We start from the raw sequence: 16,779 nt of genomic DNA, 5'->3' as shown, positions 1-16,779 counted from the left end.
GGTCCGCAGTGGCCGGCGGCGCGGCCGTGGATCAGTCGGCGGGTTTGAGGACATAGCCCGCGCCGCGCAGCGTGTGGATCATCGGCGGTCGGCCGGCGTCGATCTTCTTGCGCAGGTACGAGATGTACAGCTCCACCACGTTGGCCTGGCCGCCGAAGTCGTAGTTCCACACCCGGTCGAGGATCTGCGCCTTGCTGAGCACCCGGCGCGGGTTGCGCATCAGGTAGCGCAGCAGCTCGAACTCGGTCGCGGTAAGCGTGACGAGCTGGCCGGCACGGCGGACCTCGTGGCTGTCCTCGTCGAGGCTGAGGTCGCCGACGGTCAGCACGGCCTCCTCCCGGGCGGCGACCGCGAACCCGGAGCGGCGTAGCAGGGCGCGCAGCCGGGCGATTACCTCCTCCAGGCTGAACGGCTTCGTCACGTAGTCGTCGCCGCCCACGGTCAGCCCGGCGATGCGCTCCTCGACGGCGTCGCGGGCGGTCAGGAACAGCACCGGCACGGTGGGGGCGTGCTCGCGCAGCCGACGCAGCACCTGGAAGCCGTCCAGGTCGGGCAGCATGACGTCGAGCACGACGGCGTCCGGCTGGAACTGCCGCGCGGTGCTCAGCGCCGCCATGCCGTTGCCGGCGCTGCGCACCTGCCAACCCTCGTAGCGCAGCGCCATCGCCAGCAGGTCGGTAAGTGTCGCCTCGTCGTCGACCACCAGCACCCGGACCGGTTCGCCGTCGGGGCGGCGCAACTCGATCCGGCCCGGCGCGGTCTGTCCCTGGATGACCATGCCCCCCATCGTGGGCGGGTCCGCTGTGACGCGCCTCTGCCCCACCTGTGCGCCAGCTGTGCGGCCGGGCCGCCGGAGCACCGCTCAGCCCTCGCCCGTGGTCACTCGGACACTCCCTGGGCGTCGGTCCGGACGAACCGCATGCTCCACCCGCCCAGACCGTCCGGCTGGTCGCGTTCGTAGAGGTGGTCGGGGCCGGGCTGCGTCGGGCCGGTGCCGTCCGGATGCCGCATGATCCACCGCCGTGGAGGGCCGCCGTCGGGCTCGGCCGGCACCGGGCGAACCAGGCCGTCGGCGGGACCGCCCACGAAGCGTACGGTGACCTCGCTCATCGCGCTGTCTCCCCGGTGACCGTGCCGGCACGCTCGGTGCGCCAGCCCTGGCTCGCAAGCTACCGCACCCACCACCGGCCCGCGCCGAGGTACGGCGGGATCGGCCACGCCCGATCGCCGCACGGTTTGCCCAGCTCGGACCCCGGGTACCGCGATCGGAGGCACCCGCGGTCGGCGGGCGAGGGCGAGGAGCGGTCGATGCGTACGCTGGACGGGCGGTACCAGCTCGAGCAGCGTATCGGCGTGGGTGGGATGTCCGAGGTGTGGCGAGCCCACGACCGTGTGCTGGACCGGCCGGTCGCGGTGAAGCTGATCTCGCCCGGCCCGGAGGGCCACCACGACACGGTGGACCGCATTCGCACTGAGGCCCGTTCCGCGGCACGGCTGGTGCACCCCAACGTCGCGAGCGTGCACGACTTCGGCACCTCCTCGACGCTTCCCGGTCGCCAGGCGCCGTACATCGTGATGGAGTTGGCCGAGGGCGAGACGCTCGCCGCGCACCTGCGGGCCGGTCCGCTGGACTGGCGCATCTCGGTGCGGGTCTGCGCCGAGGTCGCCGCCGCGCTGTCCGCCGCCCACGCCAGCGGCATCGTGCACCGCGACGTGAAGCCGGCAAACGTCATGCTCACCCCCGCCGGGGTGAAGGTCCTCGACTTCGGCATCGCCACCCCGGCCGGAGCGGCGGACCCGATGCCTGACGGCATGGTGCTGGGCACTCCCGCGTATCTGGCGCCCGAGCAGCTCGACGGCGTCCCGGCCACCCCGGCGGCCGACATGTACGCCCTCGGCGTGCTGCTCTACTACTCCCTCACCAGCCGGCTGCCGTACCTGGCGACCAATGCCGCCGAGTTGCTGACGGAGCGTCGGACCCGGCCTCCGCAGCCGCTGCCCGAGATCGACGGGCTGCCGCCGGAGGTGTCCGAGTTGTGCCGCTCCTGCCTGGCCGACGACCCGGCGGAGCGTCCGACCAGCCTGGTCGCCGCGCTGCTGCTGGCCGAGGCCGTGGACGCCCGGGTGTACGTGCCGATGACGATCCCTTCGCCGCGCCGGCCGACGGCGATGTCGCCGTGGAGCGAGCAGGCCGCGGCGGAGGCCACCGAGGCGCTGTCGGTGGTCGAGGGGACCTGACCGCGGGGTCGCGTGGCGTTTCGCCCGCCCCCGGCCGGGTAGCCGGGCGGGTGAGCGACGGGAGGAACGCGATGCCGAGTCCGAGTTCCTGGCTGCATCAGGCCACCGCGACGGCCGAGGGCGGCCACGTACGCACCGACGACGGCGGGCTCTCCACGCCGCTGGCGTCGCCACTGGCGGCGCACTGCACCGGCCTGCGACCCGAGCAACTGTTGGCGGCGGCCTTCGCGTCCTGCCTGCACCACGCGGCGGTGGAGGCGGCCGGGGAGATCACGAACGAGGCGCACACGGTCCAGGTACGCGCCGAGGCGAAACTGGGCCGCGACGACGACGGCCGCTACCGGGCCGACGTGCACGCCTCGATCTCCTCCGCCGGCCTGAGCCGGTCGCAGTTGGCCGATCTGGTCGAGTACGCCGACCGGCTCTGGCCGTTCTCCAGCGGCGACAACACCCGGCATCGGCTGACCGTCACTCCTGCGGAGAACGGCCGGCACTGATCGCGGTGCCGCGCCCGCGGCCGGTTCGCGGCTTTTCGCGTGCCGCATCCACCGGGCGCACACCTCGGGCCTCCACCGTTCGGCGGAAGGGGACCCCTCCGAACGGAGGAGCGCCGGCGATCGGCCGCAGCCGGCAGGCGGGTCCGCAGCGGTGACCGAGTTTGCCGGGCTAATCGGGAATAACCGTCTCGCCTGATGAGCGAGGTTTCGCGGGTATAACAGGTCTTTCGCCCGCTATGGCGACCATGATCCGGGCAAATTGTGGCGCATGCCACCGTACGGGGTGATGGCAGCGGGCGATCGACTATCTAGCCTCGGCGGGTGCATCCCGTCGACCCCGCCGCCCAGAAGCTGACCGACGCGCTCCCGACCACCCGTTCGGGCGACGCCGTATCAACCGAACGGACGATCGGCCGTCACCGGGCCCCCGAGCCGCCGCCGCGCCGCACCCGACTGGGCTCCACCCCCGTCCGGGTCGCCCTGGCCACCGGCGTCACCTGCTGCCTCGGTCTGGGCGCGTTCGCCGCCGCCCGCGGCGCCGAGGACAGCCCACCGCCGGTACGACCGATGGCCGACGCGCTGGCCGACCGCGCCTCCATCGCCGACGAGCGCGCCTCCCGGTCGCTGGACCGCGACGCCGCCCCCGCCCGGGTCATCCCCACCCCCACGGCGTCGCCGAGCCCCACCGCCGCCCGCAAGGCAGCGCCCAAGAAGCCTGTCAAGCCCCGCCGACCCCGCCCGGTCGCCGGGCTCGACCAGACCCAGATGGACAACGCCAAGATCATCGTGGACGTCGGCCGGGAGCTGAAGATGCCGCGCCGCGCCCTGGTGGTGGCGCTGGCGACCGCGATGCAGGAGAGCAACCTCTACAACCTCGCCAGCGACGTGCTGCCGGAGTCGACGCAGTACCCGCACCAGGGCACCGGCGCCGACCACGACTCAGTCGGACTGTTCCAGCAGCGGCCCAGCAGCGGCTGGGGAACGGTGGCCGAGCTGATGCGTCCGTCGTACGCCGCGCGGGCCTTCTACACGGCGCTGGCCGAGATCCCCGGCTGGGAGGACATGAGCGTCACCGCCGCCGCCCAGGCCGTGCAGATCTCCGCCTTCCCCGACGCGTACGCCCAGCACGAGGAGCGCGCGGCCACCGTGGCGGCGGCACTCACCGTCTGAGCCTGCGCTCAGTGGGCCGTACGCCCGCTGGGCGGCTGCGCGCCGGTGTCCCCCACCCGGGTCGCCGGTACGCCCGTTCCGGCCGCGGCCGTCGGCGTGTCGGCCGGCACCGGCTCGACTGTCACGCCGGTGAGGATCTCGTCGACGAGCGCTTCGCGGCGCCGCCGGGCGTGCAACGCCTCCTCGAAGTCCCGCCGAGCCTGCACGGCGTCCGCGTACGCCTGCTCGCGAACGCGCCGGGCCTCCTCGCGGGCCTCGTCCAGTTCGGAGCGGGCCTGCGCCAGGATCTCGGCCGCCTCCCGCCGCACCGCGTCGCCGGCCTGCCGGGTCGTCGCGGCGTCGCCCAGGTCGAGCCGCTGGAGCAGCCCGCTGAGCCAGGTCGCCTCCTGGCGGATCTCGTCCCACTCGCGGGTCGCCCCGGCGGCACCCTCCGCCCGCGCCGCGAGTCGGGACAACCGGAGCCCCAGCTCGTCCAGGCAGGAATCCACCTGCCGCTGGTCGTAGCCGGTCTTCACGACGGAGAACCTCATACTGTCGCCCCCCAGGCAGCCGCTGTTACTTCCCCACCTGGATCCTCGGACGCGGCGACAGCGGCCGAGGCGGTTCGGGAAAATTGTTCAGCATGCGCGCGCGTCGGGCGACGCGGCGCGGCGAGGGGCCACGTGCGGCCCGGCGGCGGGGACAATGCCACCGACCGCGCCGGGTGTGATCAGGGGCGCTTGGGCAGGACGACGACGCGGCCGAAGAACTCGTCGATGCGGCGCACCACGTCGTTGAAGTCGTCCAGGTCGATCGGCTTGGTGACGTACGCGTTGGCCTGCAACGTGTAGCTGCCCACGATGTCGGTGTCGGCGTTCGAGGTGGTCAGCACCACGATCGGAATGGTCCGCAGATCCTCGTCCTGCTTGACCGCGCCGAGCACCTGTCGGCCGTCCATCCGCGGCATGTTCAGGTCCAGCAGGATGACGTCCGGTCGCCGGGCCTGCACGTGCCGGCCCTCGGCACGGAGGAACTCCATCGCCTCCTCGCCGTCACTGACCACGTCAATGATCTTCTCGACGTCGGAGTCGGCCAACGCCTCCTCGATCATCAGCACGTCACCCGGATCGTCGTCGACCACCAGGATGCGTACCGGCTGCGGGCTGTCGCCCATCACTACCTGCCTCGGGTCGGCGGAGAAGGAGACCGGAACGGTCACCGTGCTGGCGGGGAAATCTAGCCCATCAGGAGGCGCTCTGGGACGCCGGGTCGGCCGTGTCCGGAAGGTAGCGCAGCACATCGGCCAGACCGGTGACCCGCAACACCCGCTCGACCCGGCCGGTGGCGCCGGTGATCCGCAACCAACCACCGTCGGCGGCGACCCGGTTGTCGCCCCTGACGAACACGGCCATCCCGGTGGAGTCACAGAAGGTCAGATCGGCGAGGTCGAGCAGCACCCGCCGTTCGCCGGCGGCGGTGAGTGTGTCGATGGCGGCAGCCAGCTCACCGGCCGTGCTCAGGTCCAGCTCACCGGCGAGCCGCAGGCAGGCCGCGCCGCCGTCGCGTTCGGCGTGGCTGACGCTGAACGTCACCGTTCTCCCCCTCGCTCCACCGGTGGGTGGGACGTTTGCAGTCCGGCAAGTATACGCAGGGGGGTACGACGGTCCGCAGCGCGTGGTGATCGTCCGGGAGGGGTCCCTCAGCCCTCGGAACGGGACGTGGCGGGCAGCCCGGCGCGGCTGTGGGCCAGCGCGTGCGACGCGCGGGGAAAGTCGCGCAGCACGGCGGCGTAGTGCTCCAGGGTCAGGGCGAGCGCACTGGCCGGCACCCCCCGACTGGTCAGGATCTCCACCAGCCAGCCGACGAACTCGGTGAACAGCGAGGCGTCGTCGACGTAGAGCGAGGCGGCGAGCGAGTCGACGATGTGCCCCAGGTCGCTCACCGTCGAGTCGAGCTGGGCGGCCGTGTACTCCCGGGTCGCCGGTACCCGCTCGCGCAGGTCGGTCAGCGCGCTGTCGATCAGCTCACCCCGGCGGCGGACGAGACTCGCGTACTCGTCGTCGGCCAGGTGCGCGAGCTGCGCCGCCGGCACCCGCCGCAGCGCCCGCTCGTCGGCGATCAGCTCGGCCGCCGCCGGCGCGTTCGACGCCCAGGCCGCGCCGAGGCGGGCCGCCCACCGGCCGTCCGCGCCGAAGCCACGTCCACCCACGACGACAGGCACGTCCGAGCGCCGGCACGCCTCGATCATCCGGTGGGCGTGCGGCAGCCGCATCGGAAGCGCGCAGGCCAGCGCGACCGCCTGCGCGTCGTGCCGATGCAGGTACGACACCAGGTGCGCCGCCGGCACGCTGGCGCCCAGGAAGGTCACCTGCCAGCCGCGCAGCCGCAGCACCTCGGCCACCAGCCGGGGCGGCAGCGCATGCCACTCGCCGTCCATGCAGGCCACCACGATCCGCCCGCCGGTCGGACGCGGGTTGGTGTGCGCCGCCACCGCGGCCACGACCCGCTCGCTGATGTGCGTCGCCGCGTGCTCCTGGGCCACGCTCCACTCGTTGCGTGCCCACCGCTCACCCACCTCGGCCTGGGCCGGCGCGACCAGGTCGAGCAGGACCCGCTCCGCCGGCACGCCCGCGTCGAGCAGGCCGAGCGCCAGGTCGATCGCGGCGTACTCGTCGGCGTCGGCGAGGCAGGCCAGGTAGCCGGAGTACGCGTCGGTCGGGTCCGTGGTCACGGCGACGGCGGTCATGCAGAGCCCTCCGACTGCTCGTCGGCGCTCGACGACGCGGGCACCGCGTGCAGGTGCCGCGCGGCTCGCCCACCCGGGCTGACCGCGCGCAGCGCCAGCACCGCGATGTCGTCGTGGTCACCGTGCCCCAGCCAGTCACCGGTGACCTGCTCGACGCGTTCGGCCAGGGCCGGCGCCGGCATCCGCTGACACCCGGTCACGGCCGTGACCAACCGCTCCGCACCGAACAGCTCGTCACCGCGGCCGCCCCCACGGGCCTCGGTCACGCCGTCGCTGTAGAGCAGGCAGGTCTCGCCCGGCGCCAACCGCACGGTCACCTCGCCGACGCGCGGGTCGGGCACCACGCCGATCAGCATGCCGCGCAGCGACACCGACTCGACCTCGCCCGACGTCCGCAGCACCAGCGGCGGCAGGTGCCCGCCCCCGGCCATGGTGAGGGTGACGCTCCCGTCGCGCTGCGGACGGGCCACGCCGAGCACGATGGTGGCGAAGCGGCCCTGACCGTGCGCCTGGGTCGTCTCCAGCAGCGCGTCGTTGAGCAGTCGCAGCAGCCGTCCGGGGTGTGACTCCACCCGGTGCAGGGCCTGTAGGCACTGGCGGAGCTGGCCGGTGAAGACGGCCGCCTCGACGCCCTTGCCGGAGACGTCGCCGAGGAAGAACACGGAACCGCCGTCGGCCAGCCGGTGCGAACCGTAGAAGTCGCCGCCGATCCGCAGCCCCGCCTGCGCCGGCCGGTACGCGGTGCCCCACTGGACGCCGGGGGTCTCGGTCGGTTCGACAGGCAGCAGGCTCGCCTGGAGGGTGTCGGCGACCTCGGCCTGGTCGCGGTAGAGCAGGGCGGTCGTCAGCGCCGCGCCGGCCCGAGCCGCGAAGGCGCGGATCAACCCGACGTCGTCCTCGTCGTACCACCGACTGGAGCGCCGGGCGACCAGCAGCACCCCGACGGGCGCGTCCCAGCCGGGCAGCGGAACGACCCGGGCGGCGCTGTCGGCACCCGTGAGGCCGGGCAGCCAGCCGGCGTCGACCGCCTGCTCCACCAGCCAGTCGAGAGCGTGTGGCTCGACCCCGGTCAGCCCCTCGGCGATCGCTGCCGGCAGCGCGGGGCCGGCCAGCACGCCGCTGTCGACAATCGGCGCCTCGTCGTCGGCCCGGGAGGCCCGCCACCACCGTGCCCGCCCCGCGCGCGGGGCCAGCACCAGCACGGCCACCTCCGCCAGGGTCGGCACGGCGAGCCGGACGACCGCCGCGGCGGCCCGGTCGGGGTGCAGTGGGTTGCCCAGCTTGTCGCCGACCACCGCCAGGAAGGCCGAACGGGCGCGCTCGGCGAGCAGCGCGTCGGCGCGGCTGACGCTCTCGGTGACGTCCTCCACGTACCAGCAGCAGCGGCCGGCGGAGAGCGGCACCTGGCGGGCGGTCAGGCGACGACCGTGGTGGGTGAAGCCCCCGGGGACACCCGCGCTCAGGCCCGGCACGCCGGAGGCGGCGAGCGACGCACCGGGGACCACCTCGGGCAGCAGCCGCTCGGCCACCGGGCTGACGTGTCGGACGATGCCGTCGGCGTCGCAGACCACCAGGCCCTCGCGGAAGTGCTCGACGACCTCGGACCAGTCCGGTGTGGCCTGATCGCGGTCGGGGGCCAGCGGCGGCAGCGCGGACGGTGGCCAGGACGGTGCGTCGGCGGACCACGCCGGGGCCCGTGTGGTACTCGGCGTGGAGATCCGTCCGTCGCCCGGGTCTGCGCCCCTGACGTCGGAAGCAGTCACCAGCTGAGCCTCACTCCTTGTCGTCCACCCGAACCCGCACCGGAACCGGCGTCTATGGTCAAAACTCTCCGACCACCCTACGCCGGTACGCCTGGACCGGCATCCCACGGCAGGTCGCGGGCCCGTACTCGCGTGCCGGGCGGACCGGGTGGACCGTTGTTACGATCCCCTCGCAGCGGCCAGAACGGCGGCGTGCGGAAGGGCGTGATCGTGGCATCTGTGGGGCGGGGCTCCGAGGCGACACCGCTGAGCGTGTTCGTCGACAGGTCCGATCCCGACATGCCCCTGATCCGGGTGGGCGGCGAGCTGGCGTACGCGACTGCGGCACCCCTGCACGCCGAGGTCGACCGGGTCCTCGCCGACGCGCCGGGCGCCCTCGTGCTGGACTTCGCCGACCTGACCTTCCTCGACAGCACCGGTCTCGCCGTGATCGTGCACGCCTGGCGGGAGGGCCAGTCGGTCGGCACGACCCTGCGGCTGCGGGCGGTTCCCCGTTTCGTGACGGCGATCCTGGACATCACCGGCGTGGCGACGCTGCTCGGCCGGCCGCTGCCGGCCACCCGGGCGGCCATGGGCCCCGGCTCGACGCCGTCCGCCGCCACCGCGTGATCCGGCGGCTCGCGGCCCCGGGGTTTGCGTTCCGCCGTTGGACTGGAAACATGGGGGCATGTCCCACCAGCTGTTGACCATCGAGGTGACCCGGCTCGACGCCTGTCACGTCCGGCTGCGGCTGACCGGCGAGCTGGACTACGACACCGCGCCCGAGCTGATCGCCGCCGCCGCCGAGCTGCACGGCGAGCAGCTCGTGACGATAGACCTGGCCGGGGTTGGCCTCTGCGACTCGTCCGGGCTCAGCGCCCTGCTGGTGGTGCACCGGGGCGCCGGGGCCATTCGGCTGACCGGGGTCAGCGTCCGACTCCAGCAGATGCTGGACCGCACCGGGCTCACCGAGCTGCTGGCCGTGGAGAGCACGGCCGCCGACGACGGCGACAACCTGCGCGCCATCGGCTGACCACCGCACCCACCCACCGCCGGGCCGCCCACCTGAGCACAAAGGCGGGTGGCCCCCGACCCTGGGACCTGGGGTCGGGGGCCGGAGGAATGTCTAGGGTGCGGTCATCGGCTGGAGCCGGGGCGCTGCGTCGCGCAGCTCGACGGTCGCCGGGGGTTCGATGTCGTCGGGCTTCCCCGAATCGGGCGTCTGGTACAGGTAGCGGACAAACTCCCCACCCGCCTCGTTGTCGTCCGCACCCGGCCACTGGCCGATGCAGTCCATTCCGACCACCTCCCGGCCGGTTCCGTCGGCCTCCTCCAGCAGCGCCCAGAGGCTGACCGGATAGCACCGGGTGGCGTCGGGCGTGAGCTGCCAGCGGGCGTACCAGCCGGGTCGAGCGGGAACGATCTCGATGATCTGTTTCATGACGACCTTCCTTCCGCGTACCTCGGAAGAACTGCGGTCCTGCCCCGATCGTGCTCCCCGCACGGGTGAGCACCCCTCACCCGCGCCGGATGAAGCGTGGTCCGCGCTCGGCGCTACCGGGCCGGCAGCGCCCGTTTCGGCTCCCGGGAGGGCGGGAAGGCGACGGGCGCAGGATCGATCCCCAGTGAAAGGGGCGTCACCATGCGCAAGCAGATGGAGGGCGACAACCAGCGGCGCCGGGCGCTGGCCCGGCAGGCCCGCGAACAGGGCAGTCAGCCCAGTCAGTTCGGCGCCAGCCTGAGCGCCTCCAAGCAGCTCACCAGCTTGGACCAGGGCAAGCGAGCCGGCCCGCCACCGGCCGGACGGCACAAGTCGGACACCACGCGCGGCGGACCGGCCCCGCCGTCGCGGGGCACCGCGGACAACCCGCGACCGCAGCCTCCTCCCGGGGGCAGTGCCGGGGTGAACAGCGTGGGCTACCAGGACCTGGTCGACGACATCCGACGACGCTCCGGCGTCGACTTCTCGACGGCCAAGGTGGGCGCCGAGGCGACCGTGCTGGTGCTGGCCTTCGCACTGGACGCGGCGGAGCGGCAACGGCTGCTCGCCGCCGTGCCGAACTCGCTGCACGACGTCGTGCCCGTCGACGGCATCGAGCGGCACCGGGATCTGCCCGGCTTCCTGGCCGAGGTGGGCCGGATCAGCGGGCGTACGCCCGAGCAGGCCCGCTACCAGGCCGAGGCGACACTCGCCGCGCTCGCCGAACAGGACGGCGACCTGGTCGAGTCGCTGCACGTCCCCGACGGCCTGCGGGAGCTGCTGAACCCGCCGGCGGCCGGCGGCGGCATCGTGGGCGCCTCCACCACCACGCCCACCCTGGACGAGGCCCAGCTCCGGGCGGCGTTGGACGACCTGCCGTACTGGGCCGGTGACAGCGGCGGCCTGTACCGCGTGATCGCGCTGCCTCCGGACAACCTGGACCGGGTGCTCGCCCGACTGGACCGGCTACGCGTGGACACCGGACGCGGCCCGAGCATCGGGCGACCGGGCGGCACGGCCGCCGTGCTGACCGTCCGCACCAACCAGGCGGACGGGGTGACCGCGCTCGACGTGGACCTCGCCCACTCGATCGACGACGCCATCGACGAGGTGGGCGCCGGGATGGCCAGCGGCTGACCGGCCGGCACGGCACAGGCGGGCCGACGGACGCGGGGTACGACCCGCGCCGTCGGCCCGTCGGCCCACGCACGTCCGGCGGGCCGGCACCGGACCGGCGGGCGCGCACGCCGGGCAGCCCGGTGCAGCCCGTCAGCGGGCGCCGGCCGCGGCTCGGTTAGCGTGCCGTCATGAACCGCGCCGCCGACCGGTTGGAGCTGGTCGCCGATCCGGTCCGCCGAACCGGACGGACGCTACTGTCCGCAGGCGTCGAGCAGTCGTACGTGGATGTCGAGGATCCCCGGCACCTGCACTTCGAGTACGTCCGGCGGATCGCCTCGGCCGTGGAGGTGGCGGCCCCGACGGGCGTACCGCTGAGCGTGCTGCACCTCGGCGGCGGCGCGTTGACGCTGCCGCGCTGGCTGGCCGCGACCCGGCCGGGCTCCGCGCAGCGGGTCGTCGAACGGGACCGGGCGGTGGTCGAGCTGGTCGCCCGGGAACTGCCGCCGTTGCCGCCGGAGGTGCGGGTGGAGGTCGCCGACGCCCGGGACGCGGTCACGGCCGCACCGGCCGGGGCGTACGACCTGGTGATCGCCGACATCTACCGGGCGGCCCGGATGCCAGCGCACGTCCGCACCGTGGAGTTCGCGGCCGAGGTGGCTCGCGTTCTGCGCCCCGGCGGGCTGTGTCTGGTCAACGTGACGGACCTGCCGCCGCTGGTCGGCACCCGCGTGCAGGTGGCGACGCTGCGGGCGGTCTTCGGGGACGTCTGCGTGTTCGGGGACCGGCGGATGCTGCGCGGCAGGCGCTACGGCAACCTGGTGCTCGCCGCGACGCACCGGCCCGGCGGGCTCCCGGTCGGCAGGCTGGCGGCGGCGGCCCTGCGCGATCCGATCCCCGGCGGACTGTTGCACGCCGCCGCGCTCGACACGTTCGTCGCCGGCGCCCGTCCGCTCACCGACGCCACCGACGCCCGCCGCTGACCGTCCGACACCGGCGGCCCTCGGCGCGTCACGGCGCTCCGACCACCGGCCCGCCGAGTGCCGGCCCGTCCGCATTGCCGGGTTTCCTGGGGTGTGCGCGGGGAAGGCCGGGCGGGTGAGTAACGCCGACGATCGGGCAACCGCCCGCCGTGCCCTGGTCGTGATCGGTCTGGTGCTGGCGACCGCGCTCGCGCTGGCCTTCGTGTACGCGACCCGCCGGGTGCTGGTCTGGGCAGTGGTGGCCGCCTTCTTCGCGGTCGCCCTCAAGCCGTCCGTGGACTGGCTGCAACGCCGGTTCGTCCGACGGCGGGCAGTGGCCACGCTGCTCGTGTTTCTCGCCGCCTTCGTCGTGGTGGCGGTCCTGGCCACGGTCATCCTGGTGCCCCTGCTGGACGAGCTGGGCCGGTTCGCCGATCGGGGGCCCGAGTTGCTGCGCGACGCACGCGCCGGACGCGGCCCGGTGGGCCAGCTCGTGGAGCGCACCGGAGCACGGCGCTACGTCGGCGAGCACTCCGATCAACTGCGCGACTTCGGCAGCCGGCTGCGGCAACCCGCCGTCGGGGTGCTGCGCGGCGTCCTGGAGACGGTCGCGGGGCTGGTCACCGTCGTCGTGCTGGCGTACCTCATGGTGTTGGAATCGCCGCGGATCACCCGGAGCCTGCTCGCGGCGGCCGGGGACGGGCAGGGCGAGCGCCTGCGCCGGGTCGGCCGGGAGGTGTCGCGGACGGTGACCGGCTATCTCACCGGCAACCTGCTGATCAGCGTGATCTGCGGAGCGTTGACGTTCGTGGTGCTGGCCCTGACCGGGGTGCCGTTCGCGGGCGTGATCGCGCTGCTGGTGGCGGTCGCCGACCTGATACCGCTTGTCGGCGCGACGATCGGCGCGGTGATCGCAGCCGGGGCCGGGTTCCTGCACTCCCCCACCGCCGGGATCGTCGTGCTCGTCTTCTTCGTGGTCTACCAGCAGGTCGAGAACCATCTGCTCCAGCCGCTGATCCTCTCCCGCGCGGTGCGGCTCAACCCGCTGACCGTCCTGCTGAGCGTGCTGCTCGCGGCGGAGCTGGCCGGGCTGCTCGGCGCGCTGCTGGCCATTCCCGCCGCCGGCATCGTCCAGACGCTGCTGCGGGAGTACGGGCCGCGACGGCTGAACCCACCCCCACCGGCCGATCCCGGCAAGCCGCACCCGCCGGCACGCGGACCGGCCGGTCCCGCCCCCTCGCGGGGCTGACCGGCCGGGTCGACGGGTTCCGCTCAGCGGCCCCGCACCGCGACCTCCGGCGAGGTGCTCTCCAGCGGAACCGCGTTCGCGGGGACCAGCCCCAACTGCACGGCCGAGCGGGTCAGCGCGGCGTCGAGCACCCAGTCGGCCCCCACGCGGGTGCGGTTGCCCGGCATCGCCATCAGGTGGTACGCCCGGGTGACCGCCTTGGCCGGCAGCCCGGCCAGGTTGACGTGCAGCGGGTTCGCGGCCGCGTCCTTGCCACCCAGGTCGACCACCCACCCCAGATCGTGGTGCTTGTACGGCTTGCGCTGACCGAAGCCGTACGACGCGGCGATGTTGTGCGCCGCGCGCTTGCCCTGCCGCTGCGCGTGCTGGGCCGTCATGCCGCAGAGCTGTCCCGGGTTGACCAGGTCGGGCACGGCGGCGGCGTCGCCGCAGGCGAAGACCTCCGGGTAGCCGGGGACGTTGAGGAACTCGTCGGTGACCAGCCGGCCCTTCTCGGTGCGCAGGCCCAGCTCGTTGACGAAGGGGTCGGGCCGCACCCCCACACACCACACAAGCGTGCAGGTCGGCACGTACTCGCCGTCGGTCAGCTTCACTCCGTCGCAGGTCGCCTCGGCCACCGACGTGCCCATCCGCACGTCCACTCCGCGCCGGTTGAGGACCTTGTGCGAGGTGTCGGACATCCGCTTGTCCAGCTCGGGCAGCACCCGCGGGGCGACGTCGAGCAGCATCCAGCGGGGCCGGACGGTGAGCCGGGGTCGCTGGGCGTGCAGCGCGTCGGTGAACAACTGACCGTGCGCGGCCACCTCGGTGCCTGTGTAGCCCGCTCCGACGACCACGAACGTGGAGCGCGCCTTCTGCTCCGCCGGGTCCTCGGCCTGCTCGGCCAGCTCGATCTGGCGGACGATGTGGTCGTGCAGGTAGACGGCCTCGGGCAGGCCGCGGAAGCCGTGCGCGTACTCGGTGACACCCGGGATGGGCAGCAGCTTGTTGACGCTGCCCACGGCGAGGACCAGCCGGTCGTACGCCAGGCGGTTCTTCTCCCCCTCGGCCTGGGTGAAGCCGACCCAGCGGTTCTGCAGGTCGACGTGGTCCGCCTCGCCGATCACCACCCGGACGCCCTTGAGGGTGCCGGTCAGCGGCACCGCGATCCGTTTGGGCTCGACCACCCCGGCCGCGACCTCGGGCAGCAGCGGCAGGTACAGGAAGTAGTCGGTGGAGTTCAGCACCACGATCTCGGCCCGGTCCCGGGCGATCCGGCTCAACGTCTTCGCCGCGTGGTAACCGGCGAACCCGGCCCCCACGATCACCACACGAGGTTTCGTCATTGCGGGCCGTTTCCCGTCGCAGCCCGGGACAAACGTCGGCGTACGGTCAGCTCGCCTGGAGCCGGACGTTACCGCTGGTGCGCAGCGCCTCCACCCCCCACTCCTGCCCGAAGGCGCGCACCCGGTCGGCGGTGATCCGGCCCAGCTCCGGTGGGATGTCCGGGTCGATCACGAGCCGCCCGCCGACCGGGTTGAGCCCCAGCAGCGCGCGGACCAGCGCCAGCGGGGTGCCGGCGGCCCACGCCTGCGGGCTGCACGCCGTCGGGTAGGGCACGGCGAACAACAGCCGTTCACGGTCGTATCCGCTGAGCGCCTCCGGCAGCCGGTGGTCGAACTGCTCGGCCGCGTCGAGCATGGCGAGGCTGATCCGGGTCGCCTCCGCCCGGTAGCCGTAGCGGGCCAGGCCCAGCACGGCGATGGAGTTGTCGTGCGGCCAGACCGTGCCGAGGTGGTAGCCGAGGGCGTTGTAGAGCCGTTCCTCGCGTGACAGCGTCCGGATGCCCCAACCGGAGAACATCTCGGGAGACATGAGCTGCCGGACCACCGCGTCGGCCCGCCCCGGCCGCACGATCCCGCTCCACAGCAGGTGACCCATGCTGGACGTCTTGGAGTCGACCAGGTTCTTGTCACCGTCGAGGGCGACCGCGTAGTAGCCGCCCCGCTCGTCGATCCAGAAGTCCTGGTTGAACCGCTCGTACAGGGTGCCGGCCTCGTCGCGCAGCCGACGGGCCAGGGAGGGATTGTCCAACGGCCCGTCGAGCAGCTCGGCCAGTCGCAGCTTCGCGTCGTACGTGTAGCCCTGGATGTCGGCGGTGGCCAGCGGCAGCACCGGGATACGCCCGTCGGCGAAGCAGATCCCGTCCGGCGAGTCCCGCCAACACTGGTTGCCCAGGCCCTCCGGTGAGCGGGTGGCGTACTCGACGTAGCCGTCGCCGTCGCGGTCGCCGTAGTCGTCGATCCAGCGCAGCGCGGCAATCGCGTTGTCGGCCAGGTGCCGGACGGTCTCGTCGTCGCCGGTCCAGCGCCAGTACTCGGACAGCAGGATCAGCCAGAGCTGGGTGGCGTCGGCAGTGCCGTAGTACGGCCCGTACGGCTTCTGGCCGCTGCGGGTGAGCTCGCCGCTGCGGACCTCGTGCAGGATCTTGCCGGGCTCCTCGTCGGTGAAGTCGTCGCACGTCTCACCCTGGAGACGGGCCAGCGCGAGCAGCGCTCCCTTGGCCAGCTCCGGCCCGGCCACCAGGGTCTGGTACGCGCTGATCAGCGTGTCCCGCCCGAAGACGCTGAGGAACCAGGGCAGTCCCGCGCCGGGCAGCAGGATCTTCTGGCCCTTGACCTCCAGGTCGAGCCGCAGCGCCGCCAGGTCGTCGCGGGACTGACGCACGGTGCGTTCCAGCGCCTGGTTGTCGCTGCGCAGCACCGCGCGCTCCTCGGCCCACCGGCGCAGCGGATCGTCGGCCCGACCGTGGACGACGTCGGCGATGTCGCCCCGGACCGGCTCGACCACGCCCATCCCGGGCGGCAGCGGTACGTCCAGATCCATATGCCAGTCTTCACGCGGGGCGAGGCAGAGGTCCCAAACCAGCTCGTCACCCTCGATGCGGTCGGCGGGCGTCGCGCAGCACACCCGGGTCTGGGCGGAGAAGTCTCCGTTGCGGTAGGAGAAGCACAGCTCGGAGCCGTCGGCGGCGTGGTCGCGACTGATCTGCGCGGAGCGGTCCCGAACCACCGACTTGACCTCGAACAGGTCGGCGAAATCGACGGCGACGGCGAGCCGCAGCTGCACCCGCACCGGCTCCGGCCGGAACGACACCAGCTCCACCCGCTCGTGGAAGCCGTCGCCGACGTAGCGCAGCCGCCGGATGCCGAGACTGTTCGGGGGCAGGCCGGGCAGCTCGCGGTTGGTGAGCACGTACTGCGCCGAGTAGTGGTCGATGGTCTCGGCTCGCAACACCAGCAGCTCACCGCCGTTGACGGTCAGGGTCCAGCCGCTGATCAGGCGGGTGTCCAGGTGCACGAGCCCGCCGATGCTGCCCGGCGGCACATCGCCACTCGAATTCGAGTACATGAACGTGGGGCCGCTGAGCACGGCGAGCGAGTCGGGGCCCAGCTCCGGCGGAATCGCCCGCTGGTCGCCGTTCTGCCCGGCCTTGCCCACCAGGCCGGGCGTGGGGTCGGCGGGGGTCGCGCGCACGGCAGCCATGACACCCACGGTAGGAACGGCCGTCACGACCCGTCATCACCCGATGCGGGTGAAAACTCCGCCGGCATCGACCTC

Annotated in this window: 18 protein-coding genes; 8 read left to right on the top strand and 10 right to left on the bottom strand. The window is 73.3% G+C overall.

Annotated elements, in window-relative coordinates:
• Positions 1-31: 31 nt before the first annotated feature.
• Positions 32-778, bottom strand: coding sequence for a response regulator transcription factor (locus AB0K10_RS20245; RefSeq protein WP_039906116.1), 747 nt, complete (start codon positions 776-778; stop codon positions 32-34).
• Positions 779-879: 101 nt separating this feature from the next.
• Positions 880-1,110, bottom strand: a complete 231-nt coding sequence (locus AB0K10_RS20240) for a hypothetical protein (RefSeq protein WP_363685544.1) — start codon at positions 1,108-1,110, stop codon at positions 880-882.
• A 198-nt stretch (positions 1,111-1,308) separates the two neighbouring features.
• Between AB0K10_RS20240 and AB0K10_RS20235 the strand changes: the two genes are divergently transcribed.
• The 3 genes from AB0K10_RS20235 (at position 1,309) to AB0K10_RS20225 (ending at position 3,905) form a co-directional block, all read left to right on the top strand.
• The gene (locus AB0K10_RS20235) at positions 1,309-2,238 is read left to right on the top strand and encodes a serine/threonine-protein kinase (protein WP_363685542.1); all 930 of its coding nucleotides are present in this window, start codon (positions 1,309-1,311) and stop codon (positions 2,236-2,238) included.
• 71 nt (positions 2,239-2,309) lie between these two features.
• Entirely contained in the window at positions 2,310-2,735 is a 426-nt protein-coding gene (locus tag AB0K10_RS20230; protein WP_363685540.1) for an OsmC family protein, read from the top strand.
• Positions 2,736-3,056: 321 nt separating this feature from the next.
• On the top strand, positions 3,057-3,905 hold the full coding sequence (locus tag AB0K10_RS20225; protein WP_363685538.1) for a hypothetical protein: 849 nt from the start codon (positions 3,057-3,059) through the stop codon (positions 3,903-3,905).
• A gap of 8 nt (positions 3,906-3,913) precedes the next feature.
• Here AB0K10_RS20225 and AB0K10_RS20220 read toward each other — a convergent pair whose 3' ends face one another.
• The 5 genes from AB0K10_RS20220 to AB0K10_RS20200 form a co-directional block, all read right to left on the bottom strand.
• The gene (locus AB0K10_RS20220) at positions 3,914-4,435 is read right to left on the bottom strand and encodes an ATPase (RefSeq protein WP_363685536.1); all 522 of its coding nucleotides are present in this window, start codon (positions 4,433-4,435) and stop codon (positions 3,914-3,916) included.
• 179 nt (positions 4,436-4,614) lie between these two features.
• Positions 4,615-5,058 (bottom strand): response regulator, encoded by a 444-nt coding sequence (locus AB0K10_RS20215; RefSeq protein WP_354861669.1) that lies wholly within the window; start codon positions 5,056-5,058, stop codon positions 4,615-4,617.
• A gap of 70 nt (positions 5,059-5,128) precedes the next feature.
• Complete coding sequence (locus AB0K10_RS20210; RefSeq protein WP_363685534.1) at positions 5,129-5,476, bottom strand: STAS domain-containing protein; 348 nt, start codon at positions 5,474-5,476, stop codon at positions 5,129-5,131.
• Between the two features lie 107 nt (positions 5,477-5,583).
• Positions 5,584-6,630: a cobalamin-dependent protein gene (locus AB0K10_RS20205; RefSeq protein ID WP_363685532.1), complete on the bottom strand. Its 1,047-nt coding sequence runs from the start codon at positions 6,628-6,630 to the stop codon at positions 5,584-5,586.
• On the bottom strand, positions 6,627-8,393 hold the full coding sequence (locus AB0K10_RS20200) for a PP2C family protein-serine/threonine phosphatase (RefSeq protein ID WP_363685530.1): 1,767 nt from the start codon (positions 8,391-8,393) through the stop codon (positions 6,627-6,629). The genes AB0K10_RS20205 and AB0K10_RS20200 overlap by 4 nt, the downstream gene beginning before the upstream one ends.
• 210 nt (positions 8,394-8,603) lie before the next feature.
• Here AB0K10_RS20200 and AB0K10_RS20195 point away from each other — a divergent pair, with 210 nt between their 5' ends.
• Positions 8,604-9,002, top strand: a complete 399-nt coding sequence (locus tag AB0K10_RS20195; RefSeq protein WP_363685528.1) for an STAS domain-containing protein — start codon at positions 8,604-8,606, stop codon at positions 9,000-9,002.
• A gap of 58 nt (positions 9,003-9,060) precedes the next feature.
• Positions 9,061-9,405 carry an STAS domain-containing protein gene (locus AB0K10_RS20190; protein WP_363685526.1) on the top strand — a complete coding sequence of 115 codons (345 nt, stop codon included), beginning with the start codon at positions 9,061-9,063 and terminating at the stop codon, positions 9,403-9,405.
• A 93-nt stretch (positions 9,406-9,498) separates the two neighbouring features.
• Here the strand turns inward: AB0K10_RS20190 and AB0K10_RS20185 are convergent, their stop codons facing one another.
• Positions 9,499-9,813 (bottom strand): hypothetical protein, encoded by a 315-nt coding sequence (locus tag AB0K10_RS20185; protein WP_363685524.1) that lies wholly within the window; start codon positions 9,811-9,813, stop codon positions 9,499-9,501.
• A gap of 201 nt (positions 9,814-10,014) precedes the next feature.
• Between AB0K10_RS20185 and AB0K10_RS20180 the strand changes: the two genes are divergently transcribed.
• From AB0K10_RS20180 to AB0K10_RS20170, 3 genes are all read left to right on the top strand, one after another.
• Positions 10,015-10,989, top strand: a complete 975-nt coding sequence (locus tag AB0K10_RS20180) for a DUF2267 domain-containing protein (protein ID WP_363685522.1) — start codon at positions 10,015-10,017, stop codon at positions 10,987-10,989.
• Between the two features lie 170 nt (positions 10,990-11,159).
• Entirely contained in the window at positions 11,160-11,951 is a 792-nt protein-coding gene (locus tag AB0K10_RS20175) for a fused MFS/spermidine synthase (RefSeq protein ID WP_363685520.1), read from the top strand.
• Between the two features lie 115 nt (positions 11,952-12,066).
• Positions 12,067-13,179, top strand: a complete 1,113-nt coding sequence (locus AB0K10_RS20170; protein ID WP_363685518.1) for an AI-2E family transporter — start codon at positions 12,067-12,069, stop codon at positions 13,177-13,179.
• A 23-nt stretch (positions 13,180-13,202) separates the two neighbouring features.
• Here AB0K10_RS20170 and AB0K10_RS20165 read toward each other — a convergent pair whose 3' ends face one another.
• Complete coding sequence (locus tag AB0K10_RS20165; protein ID WP_363685516.1) at positions 13,203-14,504, bottom strand: NAD(P)/FAD-dependent oxidoreductase; 1,302 nt, start codon at positions 14,502-14,504, stop codon at positions 13,203-13,205.
• A gap of 46 nt (positions 14,505-14,550) precedes the next feature.
• On the bottom strand, positions 14,551-16,704 hold the full coding sequence (locus AB0K10_RS20160) for a glycogen debranching N-terminal domain-containing protein (protein WP_363685514.1): 2,154 nt from the start codon (positions 16,702-16,704) through the stop codon (positions 14,551-14,553).
• Positions 16,705-16,779: the final 75 nt, after the last annotated feature.

Source organism: Micromonospora sp. NPDC049274, from assembly GCF_040678875.1.
Lineage (GTDB): Bacteria > Actinomycetota > Actinomycetes > Mycobacteriales > Micromonosporaceae > Micromonospora.
Note: the sequence above shows the minus strand (reverse complement) of the source record. Positions and strands in the feature narration are given on the sequence as shown.

Bases quoted from the DNA above. Each gene is read 5' to 3' on its own strand.
- AB0K10_RS20220 (WP_363685536.1), bottom strand. From the start codon at position 4,435: ATGAGGTTCTCCGTCGTGAAGACCGGCTACGACCAGCGGCAGGTGGAT.
- AB0K10_RS20235 (WP_363685542.1), top strand. From the start codon at position 1,309: ATGCGTACGCTGGACGGGCGGTACCAGCTCGAGCAGCGTATCGGCGTG.
- AB0K10_RS20185 (WP_363685524.1), bottom strand. From the start codon at position 9,813: ATGAAACAGATCATCGAGATCGTTCCCGCTCGACCCGGCTGGTACGCC.
- AB0K10_RS20165 (WP_363685516.1), bottom strand. From the start codon at position 14,504: ATGACGAAACCTCGTGTGGTGATCGTGGGGGCCGGGTTCGCCGGTTAC.
- AB0K10_RS20160 (WP_363685514.1), bottom strand. From the start codon at position 16,704: ATGGCTGCCGTGCGCGCGACCCCCGCCGACCCCACGCCCGGCCTGGTG.
- AB0K10_RS20205 (WP_363685532.1), bottom strand. From the start codon at position 6,630: ATGACCGCCGTCGCCGTGACCACGGACCCGACCGACGCGTACTCCGGC.
- AB0K10_RS20180 (WP_363685522.1), top strand. From the start codon at position 10,015: ATGCGCAAGCAGATGGAGGGCGACAACCAGCGGCGCCGGGCGCTGGCC.
- AB0K10_RS20230 (WP_363685540.1), top strand. From the start codon at position 2,310: ATGCCGAGTCCGAGTTCCTGGCTGCATCAGGCCACCGCGACGGCCGAG.
- AB0K10_RS20175 (WP_363685520.1), top strand. From the start codon at position 11,160: ATGAACCGCGCCGCCGACCGGTTGGAGCTGGTCGCCGATCCGGTCCGC.
- AB0K10_RS20215 (WP_354861669.1), bottom strand. From the start codon at position 5,058: ATGGGCGACAGCCCGCAGCCGGTACGCATCCTGGTGGTCGACGACGAT.
- AB0K10_RS20240 (WP_363685544.1), bottom strand. From the start codon at position 1,110: ATGAGCGAGGTCACCGTACGCTTCGTGGGCGGTCCCGCCGACGGCCTG.
- AB0K10_RS20245 (WP_039906116.1), bottom strand. From the start codon at position 778: ATGGTCATCCAGGGACAGACCGCGCCGGGCCGGATCGAGTTGCGCCGC.
- AB0K10_RS20190 (WP_363685526.1), top strand. From the start codon at position 9,061: ATGTCCCACCAGCTGTTGACCATCGAGGTGACCCGGCTCGACGCCTGT.